Here is a 21,536-nt window from a genome sequence, read left to right on the forward strand (position 1 = left end):
CCACCCGACTCGGTAGGCCGAAAGGGCACCCATTCAGCCGCCCGAGACGACCCCCACCCGTCCGACCGAGACGGCACCTTCCCAGCCCACCGAGACGGGTGGGCGGGTGGGCAAGGGGGGTCTGGGGGCGGAGCCCCCAGGACGGCCACATCGACGCCGGGCGCGCACAAAACGAAGGGCCCCGAACCCAACCAGGTTCGGGGCCCTCAAGCGTGAGCGTTACGGCAGCTGGGCTGCCCGCGCCTCACGCCGGTTGTCGCGGAAGTTGTTCACCCGGCGAGCCGTGGCGAACAGCGGGATCACCGCGCCCATGACCAGCTGCAGGGCGCAGCCCGTCTGGAGGAGCAGCTGGCCGCCCGGGGCGTCGAAGGCCCAGGCGGTCAGGAGGCCCATGGACAGGACGATCCAGGACAGCATGGCCACGGCGAGGCGGCCCCGCGGCTTCGGGTACTCGACCCGGCTCACCATCAGCCAGGCCGTACCGAGGATCGCCAGGAGCGTCGCGAAGAAGGGCAGCTCCAGGAGCACGATCGAGACGACCGTCAGCGCGCCGAACGGCGACGGCATGCCCTGGAACATGCCGTTGGTCGGCGTCACGCACGAGAAGCGCGCCAGGCGCAGCACCACGGCCAGGAGCACCACGATTGCCCCGACCGCCGCCACCTTCTGGTACGCGTCGTCCGCGACCATGCCGTAGACCAGCACGAAGTACGCGGGCGCCAGTCCGAAGCTGATCAGGTCCGAGAGGTTGTCCAGCTCGGCGCCCATGGGGGAGGAGCGGAGCTTGCGCGCCACCAGGCCGTCGAACAGGTCGAACACGGCTGCGCACAGCATCAGGATGACCGCCGTGGCCGCGCTGTTGCGCGCCATGCCGGACTCCTGGCTGTCGGTGAGGTGCGGGATCAGGATGCCGGTGGTCGTGAAGTACACCGCCATGAAGCCGCACGTGGCGTTGCCCAGCGTCAGGGTGTCCGCTATTGAGAGGCGGAGAGAAAGAGGCATCTCCTCCTCGTCGTCCACCTCGTCGGCCTCGGGCACCCAGCCCGCCTGGGTCTCCGGATCAATCACGGTCAATGCGAGTCACCCCAGCCACGGTCTTCTGGCCGACCTCGACCGCGACCTCCACGCCCTCGGGCAGGTAGAGGTCGACACGCGAGCCGAAGCGGATCAGACCGATTCGGTCGCCCTGCTCGACCTTCGTGCCTTCCGGGAGGTAGGGCACGATGCGGCGGGCCACCGCGCCGGCGATCTGGATCATCTCGATGTCGCCGAGTTCGGTGTCGAAATGCCAGACTACGCGCTCGTTGTTCTCGCTCTCCTTGTTGAAAGCCGGAACAAAGCCGCCGGGGATGTGCTCGACCGACGTCACCGTGCCCGCGAGGGGCGCGCGGTTGACGTGGACGTTGAGCGGGCTCATGAAGATCGCGACCCGGGTGCGGCCGTCCTTCCAGGGCATGATGCTCTGCACCACACCGTCGGCGGGCGAGATGACACGGCCCTGGGCGATCTCACGCTCGGGGTCGCGGAAGAACCACAGCATGCCCGCCGCGAGCGCGGTGGCGGGCACGGCGACGGCCTTGGCGGCGCCGGAGCGACGGGCGCGGGCCAGGCTGAGGGCTGCGGTGGCGACGGTCGGGAGAAGCCACGGCGATGCTCCGCGCGCGAGGCGTACGCCGACCTGGCGGTCGCGAGGTGCAGAGGTTTGGCTGTGGGGCATGGATGACCTTCGTAGCGGATGATGCCGCGCTCTGACGGGGGACGGCGGCTTTCCCGGGATCGTACCGGGCGTGGGCTACAACTGGGCAAGCCAGGAAGCCGAGTCGGCGGCTGAAGAGTGCCTACGGGGTGTGATCTTCTTCTCGAAGAAAACACCCCGTATCCGGACAATCAGCCCTGGAATCGATACTCTTCGAGCAGCCTGCGCCCGATGATCATTTTCTGGATCTCGGCGGTACCTTCACCGATGAGCAGCATCGGAGCCTCCCGGTAGAGGCGCTCGATCTCGTACTCCTTGGAGAAGCCGTAGCCGCCGTGGATCCGGAAGGCATCCTCCACGACCTCCTTGCAGTACTCGGAGGCGAGGTACTTCGCCATCCCTGCCTCGAGGTCGTTTCGTTCTCCGGAGTCCTTTTTGCGTGCCGCGTTGACCATCATGGCATGCGCGGCCTCGACCTTGGTGGCCATCTCCGCCAGCTTGAACTGGATGGCCTGGTGCTGGGCGATCGGCTTGCCGAACGTGTGCCGCTGCTGGGCGTACTGGACGCCCAGCTCGAACGCGCGCTGGGCGACACCGCAGCCACGCGCCGCCACGTTGACGCGGCCGACCTCGACTCCGTCCATCATTTGGTAAAAACCTCGGCCGGTGACGCCGCCGAGCACCCGATCGGCCGGAAGGCGCAGACCGTCCATGATCAGCTCGGTGGTGTCGACGCCCTTGTAGCCCATCTTCTCGATCTTGCCCGGGATGGTGAGGCCGGGGCGGACCTCGCCGAAGCCGGGCTCCTTCTCGATCAGGAAGGTCGTCATCGACTTGTGGGGCGCCGTGCCCTCGGGGTGTCCTTCGTCACTTCGGACGAGAACGGCCACCAGCGACGAGGTGCCGCCGTTGGTCAGCCACATCTTCTGACCGTTCAGGACGTACTCGTCGCCGTCCTTGACCGCCTTCGATGTGATGGCCGACACATCGGAGCCCAGGCCCGGCTCCGACATCGAGAACGCGCCCCGGATGTCGCCGGCCGCCATGCGCGGCAGGAAGTGGTCCTTCTGCTCCTGCGTGCCGTGCTGCTTGAGCATGTACGCGACGATGAAGTGCGTGTTGATGATGCCGGACACCGACATCCAGCCGCGGGCGATCTCCTCCACGCACAGCGCGTAGGTGAGAAGCGACTCGCCCAGGCCCCCGTACTCCTCGGGGATCATCAGACCGAACAGGCCGAGTTCCTTCAGGCCGTCCACGATCTGCTGGGGGTACTCGTCGCGGTGCTCCAGCTCGGTCGCGACAGGAATGATCTCCTTGTCGACAAAGTCCCGAACGGTGGAGAGGATCTCCTGCTGGATGTCGGTCAGACCGGCGGTCTGGGCGAGACGGGCCATGGCTTACTTCTCCTGCTGCTTGAGCTCGGGGCGGCCGGGCTGCTCGCCGCCGCGCTCCTTGATGTACGTCTCGGTGGGCACCATGACCTTGCGGCGGAAGACGCACACCAGGGTGCCGTCCTGCTTGTAGCCCTTGGTCTCGACGTAGACGATGCCGCGGTCGTTCTTCGACTTGGACGGCCACTTGTCGAGCACGGTCGTCTGGCCGTAGATCGTGTCGCCGTGGAAGGTCGGCGCCACGTGCTTGAGCGACTCGATCTCCAGGTTGGCGATCGCCTTGCCGGAGATGTCCGGGACGGACATGCCGAGCAGGAGCGAGTAGATGTAGTTCCCGACGACGACGTTCTTGCCGAAGTCCGTCGTCTTCTCCGCATAGTTGGTGTCCATGTGGAGCGGGTGGTGGTTCATGGTGAGGAGACAGAACAGGTGGTCGTCGTACTCCGTGACCGTCTTCCCCGGCCAGTGCTTGTACGTCGCGCCGACCTCGAACTCCTCGTAGGTGCGTCCGAACTGCATCGCGCTCAGGCCTCCGGGATCTCGAACTTCGACGTGCGCTGCATGCCGGCGGCGCGTCCCTTGCCGGAGATGACCAGGGCCATCTTGCGGCTGGCCTCGTCGATCATCTCGTCGCCGAGCATCGCGGAGCCCTTCTTGCCGCCCGCCTCGGACGTGTAGTAGTCGTACGCGTCCAGGATCAGCTCGGCGTGGTCGTAGTCCTCCTGGGAGGGCGAGAAGATCTCGTTGGACGCCTCGACCTGGCCCGGGTGCAGCACCCACTTGCCGTCGAAGCCCAGGGCCGCGGCGCGCTGGGCGACCTCGCGGTAGCCGTCGATGTTGCGGATCTGCAGGTAGGGGCCGTCGATCGCCTGGAGGTTGTTGGCGCGGGCGGCCATCAGGATCTTCATCAGGATGTAGTGGTAGGCGTCCGCCGGGTAGCCGGGCGGCTGCTCGCCCACGACCAGCGACTTCATGTTGATGGAGGCCATGAAGTCGGCCGGGCCGAAGATGATCGTCTCGACGCGCGGCGAGGCCTGGGCGATCGCGTTGACGTTGTTGAGGCCCTGGGCGTTCTCGATCTGCGCCTCGATGCCGATCTTGCCGACCTCGAAGCCCATGGTCTTCTCGATCTGCGTCAGCAGCAGGTCCAGGGCGACGATCTGCTCGGCGTTCTGCACCTTGGGCAGCATGATGCAGTCGAGGTTCTGGCCGGCGCCCTCGACCACCGTCACGACATCGCGGTACGTCCACTCGGTCGTCCAGTCGTTGACGCGCACGACCCGCGTCTTGCCCGTCCAGTCGCCCTCGTTGAGGAACTTGACGATGGTGTGCCGGGCCTCGGGCTTCGCGAGCGGCGCGCACGCGTCCTCCAGGTCCAGGAAGACCTGGTCGGCCGGGAGGCCCTGCGCCTTCTCCAGGAAGCGGGGGTTGCTCCCCGGCACGGCGAGGCAGGAACGCCGCGGACGAAGACGGTTGACGGTCATGCGGGGACCTCCAGGGGGTCGAGCTTGTTCGCTTTCCGGATCTCGTCGACGATGCGGCCGATGATCCCGGTGATGTCGAAGTCCTTCGGGGTGAAGACCGCGGCCACTCCGGCTTCCCTGAGCTGCTCGGCATCACCGTTGGGGATGATGCCACCGGCGATCACCGGTATATCTGTGGCACCGGCCACACGCAGCCGCTCGAGGACGTCCGGCACCAGCTGGGCGTGCGAGCCGGACAGGATCGACAGGCCCACGGCGTGCACGTCCTCCGCCAGGGCGGCGTCCACGATCTGCTCGGGGGTGAGCCGGATGCCCTGGTAGACCACCTCGAAGCCGGCGTCACGCGCGCGGACGGCTATCTGCTCGGCGCCGTTGGAGTGCCCGTCCAGGCCGGGCTTGCCGACCAGGAAGCGGAGCTTGCCGGAGCCCAGCTCGCGGGCGGTGGCGTCCACCTTGGCACGGACCTCGGCGAGTGCCGAGCCCGCCTCGACGGGGACGGCTATGGGGGCGGAGGAGACCCCGGTCGGCGCCCGGAACTCCCCGAACACCTCCCGCAGCGCGCCCGCCCACTCGCCGGTCGTGACCCCGGCACGGGCGCACTCCAGGGTGGCCTCCATCAGGTTGCCGGTGCCCTTGGCGGCCTCCTTGAGCCGCTCCAGCGCCTTGCACGGGCGCGGGTGGTTGAAGGGCGGCTGGTAGCGCGTGTCGCGCCAGGTCCCGATGGCGGCGACCACCCGGGCCTCGACGGCCGGGTCGACCGTCTGGATCGCGGCGTCCAGGTCGGCGGTGAGCGGGTTCGGCTCGGTCGTCTCGAAGATGTTGACGCCGACGATCTTCTCCTGGCCGGACTCGATCCGGCCCCGGCGCTCGGCGTGCGAGGAAACGAGCTGCGACTTGAGGTAGCCGGACTCGACGGCCGCCATCGCGCCGCCCATCTCCTGGATGCGGTCGATCTCCGCGAGGGAGTCCTCGATCAGCTGGGAGACCTTCGCCTCGATGACGTGCGAGCCCTCGAAGATGTCCTCGTACTCCAGCAGGTCGCTCTCGTGCGCGAGGACCTGCTGGATGCGCAGCGACCACTGCTGGTCCCAGGGGCGGGGCAGGCCCAGGGCCTCGTTCCAGGCCGGCAGCTGCACGGCACGCGCGCGTGCGTCCTTGGAGAGGGTCACGGCCAGCATCTCCAGCACGATCCGCTGGACGTTGTTCTCCGGCTGCGCCTCGGTCAGGCCGAGCGAGTTGACCTGGACGCCGTAGCGGAACCGGCGCTGCTTGGGGTTCTCGATGCCGTACCGCTCACGCGTGACCTTGTCCCAGATGCGGCCGAACGCCCGCATCTTGCACATCTCCTCGACGAAGCGGACGCCCGCGTTCACGAAGAAGGAGATGCGCGCGACCACGTCGCCCATGCGCTCCTGCGGCACCTGGCCGCTGTCGCGCACGGCGTCGAGGACGGCGATGGCGGTGGACATCGCGTACGCGATCTCCTGCACCGGCGTGGCCCCGGCCTCCTGCAGGTGGTAGCTGCAGATGTTGATCGGGTTCCACTTCGGGATGTGGGAGACCGTGTACGCGATCATGTCCGTCGTCAGACGGAGCGACGGCCCGGGCGGGAAGACGTGCGTCCCCCGGGACAGGTACTCCTTGACGATGTCGTTCTGGGTCGTGCCCTGGAGCTTGGTGATGTCCGCGCCCTGCTCCTCGGCGACGACCTGGTAGAGCGCCAGCAGCCACATGGCGGTGGCGTTGATCGTCATCGAGGTGTTCATCTGCTCCAGGGGGATGTCCTGGAAGAGACGGCGCATGTCACCAAGATGCGATACGGGCACGCCGACCCGGCCGACCTCGCCGCGGGCGAGGATGTGGTCGGGGTCGTAGCCGGTCTGCGTCGGCAGGTCGAACGCCACCGACAGACCGGTCTGCCCCTTGGCGAGGTTGCGCCGGTACAGCTCGTTGGACGCCTCGGCCGTGGAGTGGCCGGCGTACGTCCGCATGAGCCACGGACGGTCCTTCTGACGCTCTGTCATCTATGGCTCTCAGATGTTCCGGAAGCGGTTGATGGCGTCGATGTGCTTGGCGCGCATCTCCTCGTCGCGCACGCCCAGGCCCTCCTCGGGGGCGAGGCACAGCACGCCGACCTTGCCCTGGTGGAGGTTGCGGTGCACGTCGTAGGCGGCCTGGCCGGTCTCCTCCAGGGAGTAGACCTTCGACAGGGTCGGGTGGATCTTGCCCTTCGCGATGAGCCGGTTGGCCTCCCAGGCCTCGCGGTAGTTGGCGAAGTGCGAGCCGATGATCCGCTTCAGCGACATCCACAGGTAGCGGTTGTCGTACTCGTGGTTGTAGCCGGACGTCGAGGCGCAGGTGACGATGGTGCCGCCCTTGCGCGTGACGTAGACCGAGGCGCCGAAGGTCTCGCGGCCGGGGTGCTCGAAGACGATGTCCACGTCCTCGCCGCCGGTGAGTTCACGGATGCGCTTGCCGAAGCGCTTCCACTCGCGCGGGTCCTGGTTCTGCTCGTCCTTCCAGAACTTGTAGCCCTCGGCGTTGCGGTCGATGATCGCCTCGGCGCCCATGGACCGGCAGATGTCCGCCTTCTGGTCGCTGGAGACGACACAGATCGGGTTGGCGCCGCCCGCGAGCGCGAACTGCGTGGCGTACGAGCCGAGTCCGCCGCTCGCGCCCCAGATGAGGACGTTGTCGCCCTGCTTCATGCCGGCGCCGTTGCGGGAGACCAGCTGGCGGTAGGCGGTGGAGTTGACCAGGCCCGGGGCCGCGGCCTCCTCCCAGCTGAGGTGCTTGGGCTTCGGCATCAGCTGGTTGGACTTGACGAGCGCGATCTCGGCGAGACCACCGAAGTTGGTCTCGAAGCCCCAGATGCGCTGCTCGGGGTCGAGCATCGTGTCGTTGTGGCCGTCGCTGGACTCCAGCTCGACGGACAGGCAGTGCGCGACGACCTCGTCACCGGGGTTCCAGGCGTTCACGCCGGGGCCGGTGCGCAGGACGACGCCCGCGAGGTCGGAGCCGATGATGTGGTACGGCAGGTCGTGGCGCTTGGTCAGCTCGCTGAGCCGGCCGTAGCGCTCCAGGAACCCGAAGGTGGACAGCGGCTCGAAGATCGAGGTCCACACCGAGTTGTAGTTGACCGAGGAGGCCATGACGGCCACCAGGGCCTCGCCCGGGCCCAGTTCGGGCACCGGGACCTCGTCCAGGTGGATCGACTTGCGCGGGTCCTTGTCGCGGGTCTCCAGGCCCGCGAACATCTCCGTCTCGTCCTTGTGCACGGTGATCGCGCGGTACGACTCGGGGAGCGGCAGGGCTGCGAAGTCGGCCGGCGTCGATTCCGGCGACTGGATCGCGTCCAGGATGTCCTTCACGGTCACGGTATTGCCTCCGGCGGTGAGCGCCCTGAGGGAGGGGCGCTGAGGGTTCGTCGGTGCTGCTGAGAGTGCTGCTGAGGGTTTTGGGTGATGCCGTCGGTTCGGCGGGTGGTGCTTCGGCAGCGCTTTGTGGCGCGGGAGGTTGCCTGTGACGCAGGCGTCCGGGCGTGCAGGCCATCGGCTTGCTGGGACAGCCGACGCGCGATGGGTCTCTGCGCGCCGGCCGCCCGGACTCCTTCAACGTATGACACCGCGTGTCAGGCCGCAAGGCACTGAGTGCCAGAAGCTGGCCTCAGATGAAATCTTTACGTAACAAATGAGCGATGATCGATCGAACGGCCTCTGAAATCTGCTGGAAAAGGGCCCCTGACATGCCAAAACGGCCACCCGGTTGGGGTGGCCGTTGTCACAGCGGGGAACGCGTGCTCAGCGTGCTCAGCGTTCCTTGAGCGCCTCCTCGATGGTGCGCATGACCTCGTCCAGCGGGGCGTCCGTGCGGGCGACCGTCACGAGCACCTCGCCGTGCGCGGAGACCGTCGCCGGGGCCGTGGCTGCGGGCCTGGGCGCCGAGCCGCGTCCGGCGCCGATGCCGGTGCCGAAGGTCTTGCGCACGATCGCGAAGGCGTGGTCGAGCTGGGCCTCCACGTCGCCCTGGCCACCGGCCCGCAGCCAGCGCCTGAGGACGTGGTTGTGGGCGGTGACGACGGCGGAGGCGGCCACCTCGGCGAGCAGCGGGTCGTCGTTGGCGTCGTCGGCGTGCGCGTGCTCGTCGAAGTGGCCGAGCAGATAGCGGGTGAACAGACGCTCGTAGCGGGCGACCGAGGCGATCTCGGCCTCGCGCAGGGTGGGCACCTCGCGCGTCAGCTTGTAGCGGGCGACCGAGATCTCCGGCCGGGCCGCGTACATCTTCATGACTTCCTTGATGCCTCGGCACACGGTGTCGAGCGGGTGCTCGTGCGCGGGGGCGGCGTTGAGGACCGCCTCGGCGCGGATCAGCGTGTCGTCGTGGTCCGGGAAGATCGCCTCTTCCTTGGAGCGGAAGTGGCGGAAGAAGGTACGGCGCGCGACCCCGGCCGCGGCCGCGATCTCGTCGACGGTGGTCGCCTCGTACCCCTTGGTAGCGAACAGCTCCATCGCTGCGGCTGCCAGTTCCCGGCGCATTTTCAGCCGCTGGGCGGCGGCGCGACTGCCTGCGGCACTTTCCGGTGCGTCGGGCGTGGCTGGTGTACGTGAGGACTTGGCGGGCTGGGGCATGACCCGAACGTACTGCATGTCCGCAGCTCGATGCGCAGGTCCGGGGTTTCCCCCGCCCGTGGAGGGCGGGGGACCGCCGGCTCGGGAGAGCGGGGGAAACGCCACCGGATCCAGCAGCCCGCCCCACTCCGCGCCCTCCGGGGCACCGTCGAACCAGTCACCGAGCCCGTCAGCGGCGGGCATACTCGCGGAAGCCGCGGCCGGTCTTGCGGCCGAGGCAGCCCGCGGCCACCAGGTGCTCCAGCAGCGGGGCCGGGGCCAGGCCCGGGTCGCGGAACTCGCGGTGCAGCACCTTCTCGATCGCGAGCGAGACGTCCAGACCGACGACGTCCAGCAGCTCGAAGGGGCCCATCGGGTAGCCGCCGCCCAGCTTCATCGCGGCGTCGATGTCGTCCAGGGACGCGTAGTGCTCCTGGACCATCTTGACCGCGTTGTTCAGGTACGGGAACAGCAGCGCGTTCACGATGAACCCGGCCCGGTCGCCGCAGTCCACGGCGTGCTTCCTGACCTTCGCGCAGACCTCGCGGACGGTGGCGTGGACGTCGTCGGCCGTCAGGACCGTGCGCACGACCTCGACCAGCTTCATCGCCGGGGCCGGGTTGAAGAAGTGCATGCCGATCACGTCCTGCGGGCGCGAGGTGGCGCGGGCGCAGGCGACCACGGGCAGCGAGGAGGTGGTGGTGGCGAGCACCGCGCCCGGCTTGCAGACCTTGTCCAGCGTCGCGAACAGCTGCTGCTTGATCTCCAGGTCCTCGGCGACCGCCTCGACGGCCAGGTCGACGTCGGCGAAGGCGTCGTACGAGCCCGCCGGGGTGATCAGCTCCAGCGCCTGGGCGGCGGCCTCGGCGGTCAGCCGGCCCTTGTCGACGGAGCGGGCCAGCGACTTGCCGATCCGGGCCTTGGCGACCTGGGCCTTCTCCTCGCTGCGGGCGGCCAGGACGACCTCGTACCCGGCCTTGGCGAACACCTCGGCGATCCCGGAGGCCATCGTGCCCGACCCCGCGACGCCGACGGAGCGCACGGAACGGGCCGCGACCCGCGTGTTCCCCTCCTGCGGGGTCAGTGCGTCCGGGACGGTCACGGCGCTGCCCGGTGCCTCGTACGTGTAGAAGCCGCGCCCCGACTTGCGGCCGGTCAGGCCCGCCTCGCTGAGCTGCTTCAGGATCGGGGCGGGGGCGTGCAGCCGGTCGCCGGACTCGGCGTACATGGCCTCCAGGACCGTACGCGCGGTGTCGACGCCGATGAGGTCCAGCAGGGCGAGGGGGCCCATGGGCAGGCCGCAGCCGAGCCGCATCGCCGCGTCGATGTCCTCGCGGGAGGCGTACCGGGCCTCGTACATCGCGGCGGCCTGGTTGAGGTAGCCGAACAGCAGCCCGTCCGCGACGAAGCCGGGGCGGTCGCCGACCGCGACCGGCTCCTTGCCGAGTTCGATCGCGAGGTCGGTGACGGCGGCGACGGCCGGCGGAGCGGTCAGCACCGAGGAGACCACCTCGACCAGCTTCATCGCCGGGGCCGGGTTGAAGAAGTGCAGGCCGAGCACGCGCTCCGGGCGGGCCGAGTCGGCGGCGAGCCGGGTGACCGACAGGGCGTTGGTGCCGGTCGCGAGGATCGTCTCGGGGCGGACGATGCCGTCCAGTTCGCGGAAGATCTGGTGCTTGATCTCGTACGACTCCGGTGCCACCTCGATGACCAGGTCGGCGGCGGCCGCCGCGGCGAGGTCGGTGGAGGTGCGGACCCGGGCCAGGAGGTCCGCGCGCTCCTGCTCGGTCAGCCGGCCGCGCTCCACGGCGCGGGCGGTGGCGGCCTCCAGGGCGGCGACGGCCTTCGTGGCCTGGGCCTCGCTGACGTCGATGCCGATCACCTCGCGGCCGGCCTTCGCGAGGACCTCGGTGATGCCGGTGCCCATGGTGCCGAGACCGACGACGGCGATCGTCTTGAGCGGGGACAGAGGGGTGTCGGACAGGGGAGTGGCCATCGCGGGACTCCAGGAATGAGGGTGACGACTGGGAACGCGCCGGGTGCGCCGGAAGGCGCACACCGGTGCGGAGAGAAGTGCGGGTGTTGCCGGGCTGCGAGCGCACACGCCCGGGGGCCGTCGCCGCGGGCGTGCACACGCCCGGGAGCGGCTGAATCCGACCGGCCCTGTCCCGGAGCCGGGTCGTGCAAGCGGTACCGATGTACCGAACCGACCACGCTCACGACGGCTGCGTCACCAAACCGTCGTCAGTGGATGTGCGAGTGGGTAACTCGCTCGAATGAGCTTAACCGGCGGGTAACGAGCGCGCCAGCCCTGAGCCGGACCGAGTTTGTGATGTAGCTCCCTCGGCGGGGGCGACCCGCCTAGGCTGGTCTTCGTGGACGAAGAGTGGCGATCGCTCACGGAACGCGTACGGCAGGAGTCGCGCGGCTCGGTGGCGTACGAGCGGCTGGTGGCGACCGAGGACCACGACGAACTGGCCGAGGTGCTCATCGCGCCGGGACAGCCGCTGTGGGCCAGGGAACTGGCGGCGTTCCGGCTGGGCGTCGCCGGCGACCGGCGCGCCTTCGAGTCCCTGGTGCTGCTGCTCAACCACCGCGACCCGCCGCGCTGTGCCTCCGCCGCCCACGCCCTCTCCCGGCTCGGCGACCCGCGCACGGCCCGCGCGGCCGCGGCCCTCGCCACCAACGAACTGCGGGTCGCCTACGCCCTGCACCCGGTACGGCTCCTGGTCGAGTTGCGCGCGCCCGAGTCCGTGCCCGCGCTGATCACCACCCTGGAGCGGCGGCTGAGCCCGCACGACCCGTACCGGCGGGTGGCCCTGGCCTGCGTGGAGGGCCTCGGCACCCTCGGCGACGCCCGCGCCCGCCGGGTCCTGAGCGAGGCCCTCGCGCATCCGGCGCTCGCCGAGGCGGCGGTGCACGCGCTGGCCCGCATCCCGCAGCAGAGGCAGGGGTGACGCCCGCTCACAGCTCCCTGGCGTACCGCACCTCGGGGACGGCCACGCCGTCCACGTCGAAGGGCTCCTCGGCGCCGTCCGCACGGAAACCGGCCCGCTCGTAGAAGCGGCGGGCCCGCGTGTTCTCCTTCAGGACCCACAGGAACATGCGCGGGTACCCGGAGCACCGCTCGACCGACGCGGCCAGCAGCGCCCGCCCGGCCCCGCTGCCGAGGTGCACGGGATCGATGTAGATGGCGTACAACTCGGCGTCCCCGGTCCGCACTTCACCGTCCCGGTACGGCCCGTACGCCGCCCACCCGACGACCTGGCCGTCCCGCTCGGCGACCAGGTTCACCACGGTGCCGTCCCCCTGCCCGAACCAGGCCCGCCGCTTCTCGGCGTCCCGCGCCACGCTGAGCGCGTCGAGGTACGGCTGCGGCATGAGCCCCCGGTAGGCGTGCTGCCAGCCACGGATACGGATCTCCGAGACGCGGTCGCAGTCGCCGAGGGCCATCGGACGGATGTGCGGGGGCGGGGTGTCCATGGCGGCACCCTAGAGAGCCGCTCCCGCGGGCGCCCGTGGTTATTCGCCGGAAGCCAGGCGTCGGGTATGGGTGCGGCATGGGCTACAGGGCTCTCCCCTGCTCAAACGGGGCTGAGAGCCAGGGGAAGGATCGCTGGTACGTACACCCCGGTGGTGGCCGGACAGCGCCTCAGGTTCTCGGATACCTGCCGGGTTTGGGCGGTCGGCTCGTCCTCGCCGACCGGCTGACCACGTGGCTGTACTGGGCCGCGGGTGCGACCCCGTCGGGGGCGGGGATCCGGGTCGGTTCACTCATGGCTCCATGGTGGACCACGGGTCCGACAACGCCCCCGACGGGCCGGGAGGGTCGGCTACCGGCGGAAGCCCAGCAGGCCGTGCAGGGTCGAGCCGCGCGACGACGTCGAGGCCGCCTTCGCCTTGAGCGGCTTCGGGTCCGGGGACTTCCGGCACACCGCGTCCACCGTGCCGGTGCCGTGCGGCACCGCGCCGCTCTTCAGATACGCGGCCAGGTACTTGTCCAGGCAGCTGTTGCCGCTCAGCGTGACGCCGTGGTTGCCGCCGCCCTCCTCGACCACCAGGCTGGAGCGGGCCAGCAGGTGGTGGGCCGTCACTCCGCCGGGGTACGGGGTCGCCGCGTCGTCCGTCGCCTGGAACAGCAGCGTCGGGGGCAGCTTGCCGTTGGCGATGTTCACCGGCTTGCGGGTACTGGCGGGCCAGTACGCGCACGGGGCGTTGTACCAGGCGTTGTTCCAGGCCATGAAGGGTGCCTTCGCGTACACCCCCCAGGTGTCCGTCCGCCAGCGAGTCCACGAGCGCGGCCAGGAGGCGTCACGGCACTGCACCGCCGTGTAGACGCTGTAGCCGTTGTCGCCCGAGGCGTCCACGGCGGCGAAGTTCTGGTACGCCTCCACCAGCGGCTCGGCGTTCCTGTCGTGGACGTAGGCCGAGAACGCCTGGGCGAGGTAGGGCCAGTAGCCGTTGAAGTAGCCGCCGGGGATGAAGGTGTCCTCCAGCTCGGCGGCGCCGACCTTGCCGCCGGCCGGCTTCTTCGCCAGGGCCGCCCGCATCGCGTACCACGCGGCCTCGACCTTCTCGGGGTCCTTGCCGAGCCGGTACGTGGAGTCGTACTTGGCGATCCACGCCATCAGCGCCCGGTGGCGGTCGTTGAAGGCGTAGTCCTGGCCGAGGTTGTCCTCGTACCAGACCCCGGTCGGGTTCACGATCGAGTCCAGCACCAGGCGGCGGACCCGCTCGGGGAAGAGCTTGGCGTAGACCGCGCCGAGGTAGGTGCCGTAGGAGTAGCCGAAGTAGCTGATCTTCCGCGCGCCCAGGGCCTGCCGGATCGAGTCCATGTCCTGGACCGCTTCGGCGGTGTTGATGTACGGCAGCACGCTCGCGTACTTGCTGCCGCAGGCGGCGGCGAAGGACCGCGCGCGCTGCAGGTTCTTCTGCTCCAGCGCGGCGGTGGCGGGCACGGTGTCCGGACGCACCGTCTTGAAGTGGCGGGGCGAGCAGTCGAGGGCCGGGGTGCTGCGGCCCACCCCGCGCGGGTCGAAGCCGATGACGTCGTACTGCGCCGCCACGCTCCTGGGCAGCGCGGCCGCGACGAATCCGGCGAGCGTCAGACCGCTGCCGCCGGGGCCGCCGGGGTTGACCAGCAGCGGGCCCTGGGAGGTCTCCGCGGTGTGCGGGACGCGGGACAGGGCGAGGGTGATCTGCTTGCCGGACGGGTGCGTGTGGTCCAGCGGCACCTTCACGGACGCGCACTGGAGCGTCGGGTAGTCGCTGGTGCCACAGGTCTTCCAGGCGAGCTTCGCCGCCGGAGCGGTGGGGGCCGCCTGCGCGGGCACGGCCGTGACCGAGCCCGCCACCATGGCGGCGGCTGCGCACAGCATGGCTGCGCGTGTCCTCATGGGTCCTCCCGGGACGGAGGGTGATGCGAACCGCGAAGGTCACGGTTCTCGCCGCATCGTCCCGAAGAGAGCGCCCTGAAGAACCCGTTCTGTCAATAGTTGACCCAATTGGGTCGAGGGATGCGCTCCAACGCTCTCAAATGAGGGTGAGTTGGGTCGGTTCGGACGTGGCCGGAGGCTCGGCGGCGGCGGAGGCCTCGGTCGGCCGGATTCGCCGGGCCGCGCCCGCGCGCGTGGGGCCGATGCCGTACTCCTGGGCCAGCTCGTGCACCTGACGGGTGATCCGGCGCTGGTACCACTTGGGCGCGTAGACACCCTCCGCGTACAGCCGCTCGTAGCGGCGCACCAGGTGCGGGTGGTGCCGGCCGAGCCAGGCCATGAACCACTCCCGGGCGCCCGGCCGCAGATGCAGCACCAGCGGGGTGACCGAGGTGGCCCCGGCCGCCGCGATCGCCCGCACGGTGTCCCGCAGTTGGGCCGGATGGTCGCTCAGGAACGGGACGACCGGCGCCATCAGCACCCCGCAGCCGATGCCGTGCTCGCCGAGGGTGCGCACGACGTCCAGGCGGCGCTCGGGCGCCGGTGTGCCCGGCTCCACCGTGCGCCACAGCTCGGTGTCGGTGAAGCCCACGGAGACCGAGATGCCGACGTCCGTCACCTGGGCCGCCCGGGTCAGCAGCTCCAGGTCGCGCAGGATCAGCGTGCCCTTGGTCAGGATCGAGAACGGGTTCGCGTGCTCGGTGAGGGCCGTGATGATGCCCGGCATCAGCCGGTAGCGGCCCTCGGCGCGCTGGTAGCAGTCGACGTTGGTGCCCATCGCCACGTGGTCGCCCTGCCAGCGGCGCGAGGCCAGCTGGCGGCGCAGCACCTCGGGCGCGTTCACCTTCACCACGATCTGGGTGTCGAAGCCGATCCCCGTGTCGAGGTCCAGGTAGCTGTGCGTCTTGCGGGCGAAGCAGTACACGCACGCGTGCGTGCAGCCGCGGTAGGGGTTCACCGTCCATTCGAACGGCATGCGCGAGGCGCCCGGCACCCGGTTCAGGATCGAGCGGGCCCGCACCTCGTGGAAGGTGATCCCGCGGAACTCGGGCGTGTCGAAGGTGCGGGTGACGACGGCGTCCGCGCCGAACAGCGCGGCATCGGCGGCCCGGCCGTGACCGCCGGACTCTCCGGGCTCCCCGGATTCCACGGTGAGGTTCTCCCAGCGCATGACGCCTCCTAGGTAGCGCTCGCGCACACAATAGAACATACGTTCCCATGATCGTGCGACCCCGATTTGGGTGGCCGGGCGCCGGGGTGGTTGGCTTGCCCCAACCCCGAGAAACCAGGTCCTGGAGGAACGCAATGGCGCAGGTCGAGGCCACCACGGAGCGGGTCGTCGCGGCGGACGCGGAGAAGGTGTTCGACGCGCTCGCCGACTACACCGGCACGCGGCAGCAGCTGCTGCCCGAACACTTCAGCGAGTACGAGGTGCGCGAGGGTGGCGACGGCGAGGGCACCCTCGTCCACTGGAAGCTCCAGGCCACCAGCAAGCGTGTGCGCGACTGCCTCCTGGAGGTCAGCGAGCCCACCGACGGCGAACTCGTCGAGAAGGACCGCAACTCCTCGATGGTCACCACCTGGCGCGTCACCCCGGCCGGCGAGGGCAGCTCCCGGGTCGTCGTCACCACCACGTGGAAGGGCGCCGGCGGCATCGGCGGCTTCTTCGAGAAGACCTTCGCCCCCAAGGGCCTCGGCCGGATCTACGACGCGATCCTCGCCAACCTCGCCGCCCAGGTGGAGAAGTAACGTCAAACACGGGCCGGTGAGGGGGCGTTGCGCCCCCTCACCGGTTCGGGTGGTTCTCGGTGCCGTCCGGAATTGCGCCGTAACTCGCCGTACTTGTTCGCAGTTGTCGCATAACGCGGGAAATGTGTGACAGGCGCGACGAGGGGAGCCGTACGTGGGCGGGACGACTCTGGTGCAGCACGAGCCGGCCGTGGCACCGGCCCCGGCGGAGACTGCCGACGAACCTCCGCCCCCCGCCCCGGCCGCGGAACTCGGCACGCGCCGGGTGCGGTTGGTCTTCTTCGGGCTCATGCTCACGCTGCTGCTCGCCGCGCTGGACCAGATGATCGTCGCCACCGCGCTGCCGAAGATCGTCGGCGAGCTGCACGGCCTGGACCGGATGTCCTGGGCGATCACGGCCTATCTGCTGACCTCCACCATCGGCCTGCCCCTGTACGGCAAGATGGGTGACCTCTTCGGCCGCAAGGGCGTCTTCCAGTTCGCGATCCTGGTCTTCGTCGTCGGCTCCGCGCTCGCCGGGCGGGCGCAGACCATGGACCAGCTGATCGCCTTCCGCGCCCTCCAGGGCGTGGGCGCGGGCGGGCTCATGATCGGCGTGCAGGCGATCATCGCCGACATCGTGCCGTCCCGGCAGCGCGGCCGCTACATGGGCCTGATCGGCGCCGTCTTCGGCCTCGCCTCCGTCGCCGGACCGCTGCTCGGCGGCTACTTCACCGACCACCTCTCCTGGCGCTGGTGCTTCTACGTCAACGTCCCCTTCGGCCTGGTCACCCTGGCCGTCGTCACCGTCGTCCTCAAGCTGCCCAAGCCTGCCACCAAGGCCCGCCTCGACGTCCTCGGCGCCCTGCTGCTCGCCGCGGCCTCCACCTGCCTGGTGCTGCTGACCAGTTGGGGCGGCACGGAGTACGCCTGGGGCTCGCGGGAGATCCTCGGCCTCGGCGCGGGCGCCCTCGCCGCCACCGTCCTCTTCCTCGTCGCCGAGCACTTCGCCGCCGAACCCCTCATCCCGCTCCGGCTGTTCAGGGACTCCGTCTTCAACGTCACCGGCCTGGTCGGCCTGGTGATCGGTGTCGCCCTGTTCGGCGCGGCCAGCTATCTGCCGACCTTCCTGCAGATGGTCGACGGGGCCAGCGCCACCGAGTCCGGGCTGCTGATGCTGCCGATGATGGCCGGCATCGTCGGCGCCTCGGTCATCGGCGGGCAGCTCATCACCCACACCGGGCGCTACAAGATCTTCCCCCTGCTCGGCGGCGCCCTCGCCGCCGTCGGCATGTGGCTGCTGTCCCGCCTGGAGACCGACACGCCCCGGCTGCACTACAGCATCTGGATGGCGGTCCTCGGCGCGGGCATCGGCCTGGTGATGCCCGTCCTCGTGCTCGCCGTGCAGAACTCCGTGCGCCCCGCCGACCTCGGCACCGCCACCAGCGCCAACACCTACTTCCGGCAGATCGGCGGCAGCGTCGGCGCCGCCGTCTTCGGCACCCTCTTCGCGAACCGGCTCACCGACTCCCTGCGCAGGGAACTGCCCCCGCGCGCGGGCGCCCGGCTGCCCGACCCCGAGTCGCTCACCCCGCAGCTCGTCCACGCGCTGCCGCCGGCCCTGCGCGACGCCTACATCCGCGCCTACGCCGACGCGATGCCCCGGATCTTCCTCTATCTCGTCCCGGTGCTCGTCCTCGGCCTGGTCATCGCCTTCTTCCTCAAGGAGAAACCGCTGGTGTCCCACCACGCCACCGAGACGGAGCCCGCCACCGTGAACGCCCCCATCCCGCAGGCCCGTTCGCCGCACAGCGCCGGAATCCCGGTGTGCGGCACGGTCCAGCACCCCGACGGGACCGTGGTGCCCCGCGCGGCGCTCACCCTCATCGACATCGCCGGACAGCAGGTCGGACGGGGCGCGAGCGGCGAGGACGGACGGTACGCGCTCGCCACTCCCGGCACCGGCTCGTACGTCCTGATCGCCGCCGCGGGCGGCCACCAGCCGCAGGCCGTCTCCGTGACCGTCGGCGAGCGGCCCGTCGAACTCGACGTCGTCCTCGGCGGCGCCGGACGCCTCGCCGGCAGCGTGCTCACCGCCGACGGCAGCGCCGTCCGGGACGCCACCGTCACCCTCACCAACGTGCACGGCGAGGTCGTCGCCGCCACCCGCAGCGGCCGCGAGGGCAGTTACGTCATCACCGAACTGGTCGCCGGCGAGTACACCCTCGCCGCCAGCGCCCCCGTCTTCCGCCCCGCGGCCCTGCCGGTCACCGTGCAGGCCGCCCGGGAGACCCGGCAGGACATCGAACTCGCGGGCGGCGCCGTCCTGAAGGGCACCGTCCGGGCGAACGGCGGCCGCCCCGTGGAGGACGCGCGCGTCACGCTCCTGGACGCCGCCGGCAACGTCGTCGACACCCTCACCACCGGAACGGACGGAACCTTCCGGTTCGTGGATCTCTCCTCCGGCGAGTACACCGTCATCGCCGCAGGTTACCCACCGGTCGCCACCGTCCTCCAGGTCGCGGGCGGCGGCCGCACCGAACGTGACCTGCAGTTGGGCCACGAGGACTGAGGGGGGCGCCCGCAGGGCGCTGAGCTGCGCGCCGGGGTGATCCGGTGAAACCAATTCCAGGATTGCCACACATTGCTACCGGCCGCCGCCGTACCGTAGTGACGGGCGGCACAGATCGTTTGCGAACAGCCGTGGGGAGAGAGGGCCTGGGCCATGGACCGTGGCAGCGAGCGGGACGAACCTCCCGGCCGCGGCGCAGGCGACGCGGCCGCGGGCCGGGTTCCGCTGGGCGTGATCGTCGTCGACCGCGACGGCCTGGTGTCCCACTGGAGCAGCGGAGCGCGCCGCCTGTTCGGCGTGCAGCGCGACGACGCGATCGGGCACCCCGCCGCCGACCTGCTCCCGGTCTCCGGCGCACTCGCCGACGACCTCCCCGACGACGCGCTGCCGGACACCTACGGCCTCCACCAGGCGCACGACGGGCTCGGCCCCGACCTGGAGGCCTCCCTCGACGGCCGTACCGGCTACGCGACGGCGGGCCGCGCCCGCCTCTTCCCGCACGCGGACCACGGCACCCGCATCGACGTGCTGTGGTGGGCCTACCCGCTGATCGGCCCGGGGCCCTCGCGGCTTCTGGTGCTCGCCGCGGACGCCACCCGGCTGCGGGACGAGCGCGGGTACGACGACGAGACCGCCGAACGCATCTCGCCCGGCTTCGCCCGCCACACCGAACTGCCCGCCTCCGCCGAACTGGAGCGCCGGCTCCCCGAGATCCTGCCCAACATGGGCCCCGGACTCAGCGGCCGCATCGTCTCCCAGGTCCTCGAACTCGGCTACCCCGTCCTGGAGTTCAGCCAGTACGACCGGGTGCCCGTCACCCCGTACTGGGGCGTCCCGCGCCGCCCCGGCCGCGGCCCCGCCGAAGCCCTCGTACCGCAGCAGCGCACGGCCGCCGTGGTCCCGCTCGGCGCCGAGCAGGACCTCGAGTACGCCGCCGTGCGCGAGCGGCTGGAGTTCCTCAACGAGGTCAGCTCCGGCATCGGGTCCTCGCTCGACCTCGGCGAGACCATCCGCGAGGTCACCAGCGCCGCCGTGCCCCGCTTCGCGGACTTCGCCGGCACCCATCTGCGCGCCGCCGTCCTCGCGGGCGAGGGCTTCCCGGACGGCCCGCCGGACACGAGCACCGTGATGTTCCGCGTCTCGGTCGAGCACAACGACGAACCGGGCCGCTGGGACGACACCGTGCCGGTCGGCGAGGCAGTCGCCTTCCCCGAACACACCCCGTTCTACAAGTGCATGGTCACGGGCGAACCGGTGCTCATCCCGAGGGTCACCGAGGAGCTGTCCCACCGCATCTCCGGCGAGTTCGAGAAGCGCGACCTCAGGCCGCTCATCACCGGCCGCTCCCTGCTCATCGTGCCGCTCAAGGCCCGCAACGTCGTGCTCGGCTTCATGGTGCTCATGCGCCGCCCCGACCGCCCGGCCTTCGACGACATGGACCGCACCACCGGCGCCGAACTCGCCGCCCGCGCAGGGCTCGTGCTCGACAACGCCCGCATGTACACGTACCAGGAGAACGTCGCCGACACCCTCCAGGACAGCATGCTGCCGCAGGTGAACCCGCGGATGGCCGGCTGTGACGTGGCGACCCGCTATCTGCCCGGCACCCGGCTCGGCCGGATCGGCGGCGACTGGTTCGACACCATCAAGCTGCCCGGCTCGCGCACCGCCCTCGTGGTCGGCGACGTCATGGGCCACGGCCTCAACTCGGCCGCCATGATGGGCCAGTTGCGTACGGCCGTACAGACCATGGCCACCATGGAGACCCCGCCGGCCCAACTGCTGCGCAACCTGGACGACCTGGCCCGGCGGCTCGGCGAGAACTACCTCGCCACCTGCCTGTACGCGGTCTACGACCCGATCCGCGGCGAACTGCACCTGGCCAACGCCGGACACATCCCGCCCGTCCTGGTGCGCGCCGAGGACGGCCGCAGCGAACTGCTCGACCTGCCCACCGGCGCTCCCATAGGGGTCGGCGGCGTCCCGTTCGAGTCCACCGTCGTCCGCGTCTCACCCGGCGACCGGCTGGTGCTGTGCACCGACGGACTGGTCGAGGTGCGCGGCTCCGACATCGGCGAGGGCCTCGCCGCGCTCTGCGAGTCCGCCGCCCACCCCGCGGCCTCGATGGACGTCGCCTGCGACACCATCATCCGCGCCCTCAACACCCGTGGCGGCCGCAAGGACGACGTCGCCCTCCTCATGGCCCGGCTCAACGGCATCCCCGACGACCACGTCGCCGAGTGGCACCTCGACGCCGACCCGCGCGAAGTGGCCCGGGCCCGGCGCCTGGTCCGGGACCGGCTGCTGGAGTGGGGCCTGCCGCAGACGGTGGAGACGGCACAGCTGCTGGTCAGCGAGGTCGTCACCAACGCCGTCCAGCACGCGGGAGGCGGCCGGGTCGGACTGCGGGTGGTCCGCACCGACGCCCTGCTGTTCGAGGTCACCGACGACGAACCGGGCCTGCCCGCCATGCTCGCCAGCGGACCGTACGACGAGTCGGGCCGCGGTCTGCGCGTGGTCAGCCGGCTGGCCCGGGAGTGGGGCGCCAGCGCGACCGGGCACCGCAAGACCGTCTGGTTCGAACAGACCGTCAGCGGAAGGTGAAGGTGACCGCCCGCCC

General features: G+C 70.4%; 16 protein-coding genes. 4 read left to right on the forward strand and 12 right to left on the reverse strand.

The genetic code is table 11. From position 1 onward, the window contains the following. Positions 1-219 precede the first annotated feature (219 nt). The 9 genes from pssA to BEK98_RS35350 all read right to left on the reverse strand — a co-directional run bounded on the left by pssA (position 220) and on the right by BEK98_RS35350 (position 11,177). Entirely contained in the window at positions 220-1,038 is an 819-nt protein-coding gene (gene pssA, locus BEK98_RS35310; protein WP_094220827.1) for a CDP-diacylglycerol--serine O-phosphatidyltransferase, read from the reverse strand. Between the two features lie 22 nt (positions 1,039-1,060). Further along, positions 1,061-1,717, reverse strand: a complete 657-nt coding sequence (locus BEK98_RS35315) for a phosphatidylserine decarboxylase (protein WP_094220828.1) — start codon at positions 1,715-1,717, stop codon at positions 1,061-1,063. Positions 1,718-1,887: 170 nt separating this feature from the next. Continuing rightward, a complete protein-coding gene (locus tag BEK98_RS35320; RefSeq protein ID WP_094220829.1) occupies positions 1,888-3,093 on the reverse strand; it encodes an acyl-CoA dehydrogenase family protein in 1,206 nt (401 codons plus the stop codon). Between the two features lie 3 nt (positions 3,094-3,096). After that, on the reverse strand, positions 3,097-3,609 hold the full coding sequence (locus BEK98_RS35325) for a MaoC family dehydratase (RefSeq protein WP_062716551.1): 513 nt from the start codon (positions 3,607-3,609) through the stop codon (positions 3,097-3,099). Between the two features lie 5 nt (positions 3,610-3,614). Beyond that, entirely contained in the window at positions 3,615-4,574 is a 960-nt protein-coding gene (locus tag BEK98_RS35330; protein ID WP_094220830.1) for an HpcH/HpaI aldolase/citrate lyase family protein, read from the reverse strand. Then, positions 4,571-6,598 (reverse strand): protein meaA, encoded by a 2,028-nt coding sequence (locus tag BEK98_RS35335; protein WP_094220831.1) that lies wholly within the window; start codon positions 6,596-6,598, stop codon positions 4,571-4,573. The genes BEK98_RS35330 and BEK98_RS35335 overlap by 4 nt, the downstream gene beginning before the upstream one ends. A gap of 9 nt (positions 6,599-6,607) precedes the next feature. Beyond that, entirely contained in the window at positions 6,608-7,945 is a 1,338-nt protein-coding gene (gene ccrA, locus BEK98_RS35340) for a crotonyl-CoA carboxylase/reductase (protein WP_167444339.1), read from the reverse strand. 438 nt (positions 7,946-8,383) lie between these two features. After that, positions 8,384-9,220 (reverse strand): TetR family transcriptional regulator, encoded by an 837-nt coding sequence (locus tag BEK98_RS35345; protein ID WP_208643319.1) that lies wholly within the window; start codon positions 9,218-9,220, stop codon positions 8,384-8,386. 151 nt (positions 9,221-9,371) lie between these two features. Further along, the gene (locus BEK98_RS35350) at positions 9,372-11,177 is read right to left on the reverse strand and encodes a 3-hydroxyacyl-CoA dehydrogenase family protein (RefSeq protein WP_094220834.1); all 1,806 of its coding nucleotides are present in this window, start codon (positions 11,175-11,177) and stop codon (positions 9,372-9,374) included. 379 nt (positions 11,178-11,556) lie between these two features. On the opposite strand from BEK98_RS35350, the gene BEK98_RS35355 reads away from it, so the two are divergent. After that, positions 11,557-12,138: an adenylosuccinate lyase gene (locus BEK98_RS35355; protein WP_094220835.1), complete on the forward strand. Its 582-nt coding sequence runs from the start codon at positions 11,557-11,559 to the stop codon at positions 12,136-12,138. Between the two features lie 7 nt (positions 12,139-12,145). On the opposite strand, the gene BEK98_RS35360 is transcribed toward BEK98_RS35355, so the two are convergent. The 3 genes from BEK98_RS35360 to BEK98_RS35375 all read right to left on the reverse strand — a co-directional run bounded on the left by BEK98_RS35360 (position 12,146) and on the right by BEK98_RS35375 (position 15,787). After that, the gene (locus tag BEK98_RS35360; RefSeq protein ID WP_167444335.1) at positions 12,146-12,664 is read right to left on the reverse strand and encodes a GNAT family N-acetyltransferase; all 519 of its coding nucleotides are present in this window, start codon (positions 12,662-12,664) and stop codon (positions 12,146-12,148) included. Positions 12,665-13,014: 350 nt separating this feature from the next. After that, the gene (locus BEK98_RS35370; protein ID WP_094220836.1) at positions 13,015-14,577 is read right to left on the reverse strand and encodes an alpha/beta hydrolase; all 1,563 of its coding nucleotides are present in this window, start codon (positions 14,575-14,577) and stop codon (positions 13,015-13,017) included. 136 nt (positions 14,578-14,713) lie between these two features. Next, positions 14,714-15,787 carry an Rv2578c family radical SAM protein gene (locus tag BEK98_RS35375; protein WP_094220837.1) on the reverse strand — a complete coding sequence of 358 codons (1,074 nt, stop codon included), beginning with the start codon at positions 15,785-15,787 and terminating at the stop codon, positions 14,714-14,716. 134 nt (positions 15,788-15,921) lie between these two features. On the opposite strand from BEK98_RS35375, the gene BEK98_RS35380 reads away from it, so the two are divergent. The 3 genes from BEK98_RS35380 to BEK98_RS35390 all read left to right on the forward strand — a co-directional run bounded on the left by BEK98_RS35380 (position 15,922) and on the right by BEK98_RS35390 (position 21,520). Beyond that, positions 15,922-16,365, forward strand: coding sequence for an SRPBCC family protein (locus BEK98_RS35380; RefSeq protein ID WP_094220838.1), 444 nt, complete (start codon positions 15,922-15,924; stop codon positions 16,363-16,365). Positions 16,366-16,519: 154 nt separating this feature from the next. After that, a complete protein-coding gene (locus BEK98_RS35385) occupies positions 16,520-18,916 on the forward strand; it encodes an MFS transporter (protein ID WP_094220839.1) in 2,397 nt (798 codons plus the stop codon). Positions 18,917-19,069: 153 nt separating this feature from the next. Continuing rightward, positions 19,070-21,520, forward strand: coding sequence for a SpoIIE family protein phosphatase (locus tag BEK98_RS35390; RefSeq protein WP_094220840.1), 2,451 nt, complete (start codon positions 19,070-19,072; stop codon positions 21,518-21,520). The last annotated feature ends 16 nt before the right edge of the window (positions 21,521-21,536 follow it).

Origin of the sequence: Streptomyces diastatochromogenes, from assembly GCF_002242805.1 — a bacterium.
Classification (GTDB): domain Bacteria; phylum Actinomycetota; class Actinomycetes; order Streptomycetales; family Streptomycetaceae; genus Streptomyces; species Streptomyces diastatochromogenes.

Coding starts and splice junctions, on each gene's coding strand:
- BEK98_RS35315 (WP_094220828.1), bottom strand. CDS start 1,717: ATGCCCCACAGCCAAACCTCTGCACCTCGCGACCGCCAGGTCGGCGTA.
- BEK98_RS35320 (WP_094220829.1), bottom strand. CDS start 3,093: ATGGCCCGTCTCGCCCAGACCGCCGGTCTGACCGACATCCAGCAGGAG.
- BEK98_RS35325 (WP_062716551.1), bottom strand. CDS start 3,609: ATGCAGTTCGGACGCACCTACGAGGAGTTCGAGGTCGGCGCGACGTAC.
- BEK98_RS35330 (WP_094220830.1), bottom strand. CDS start 4,574: ATGACCGTCAACCGTCTTCGTCCGCGGCGTTCCTGCCTCGCCGTGCCG.
- BEK98_RS35335 (WP_094220831.1), bottom strand. CDS start 6,598: ATGACAGAGCGTCAGAAGGACCGTCCGTGGCTCATGCGGACGTACGCC.
- BEK98_RS35345 (WP_208643319.1), bottom strand. CDS start 9,220: ATGCAGTACGTTCGGGTCATGCCCCAGCCCGCCAAGTCCTCACGTACA.
- BEK98_RS35350 (WP_094220834.1), bottom strand. CDS start 11,177: ATGGCCACTCCCCTGTCCGACACCCCTCTGTCCCCGCTCAAGACGATC.
- BEK98_RS35360 (WP_167444335.1), bottom strand. CDS start 12,664: ATGGACACCCCGCCCCCGCACATCCGTCCGATGGCCCTCGGCGACTGC.
- BEK98_RS35370 (WP_094220836.1), bottom strand. CDS start 14,577: ATGAGGACACGCGCAGCCATGCTGTGCGCAGCCGCCGCCATGGTGGCG.
- BEK98_RS35375 (WP_094220837.1), bottom strand. CDS start 15,787: ATGCGCTGGGAGAACCTCACCGTGGAATCCGGGGAGCCCGGAGAGTCC.
- BEK98_RS35380 (WP_094220838.1), top strand. CDS start 15,922: ATGGCGCAGGTCGAGGCCACCACGGAGCGGGTCGTCGCGGCGGACGCG.
- BEK98_RS35390 (WP_094220840.1), top strand. CDS start 19,070: ATGGACCGTGGCAGCGAGCGGGACGAACCTCCCGGCCGCGGCGCAGGC.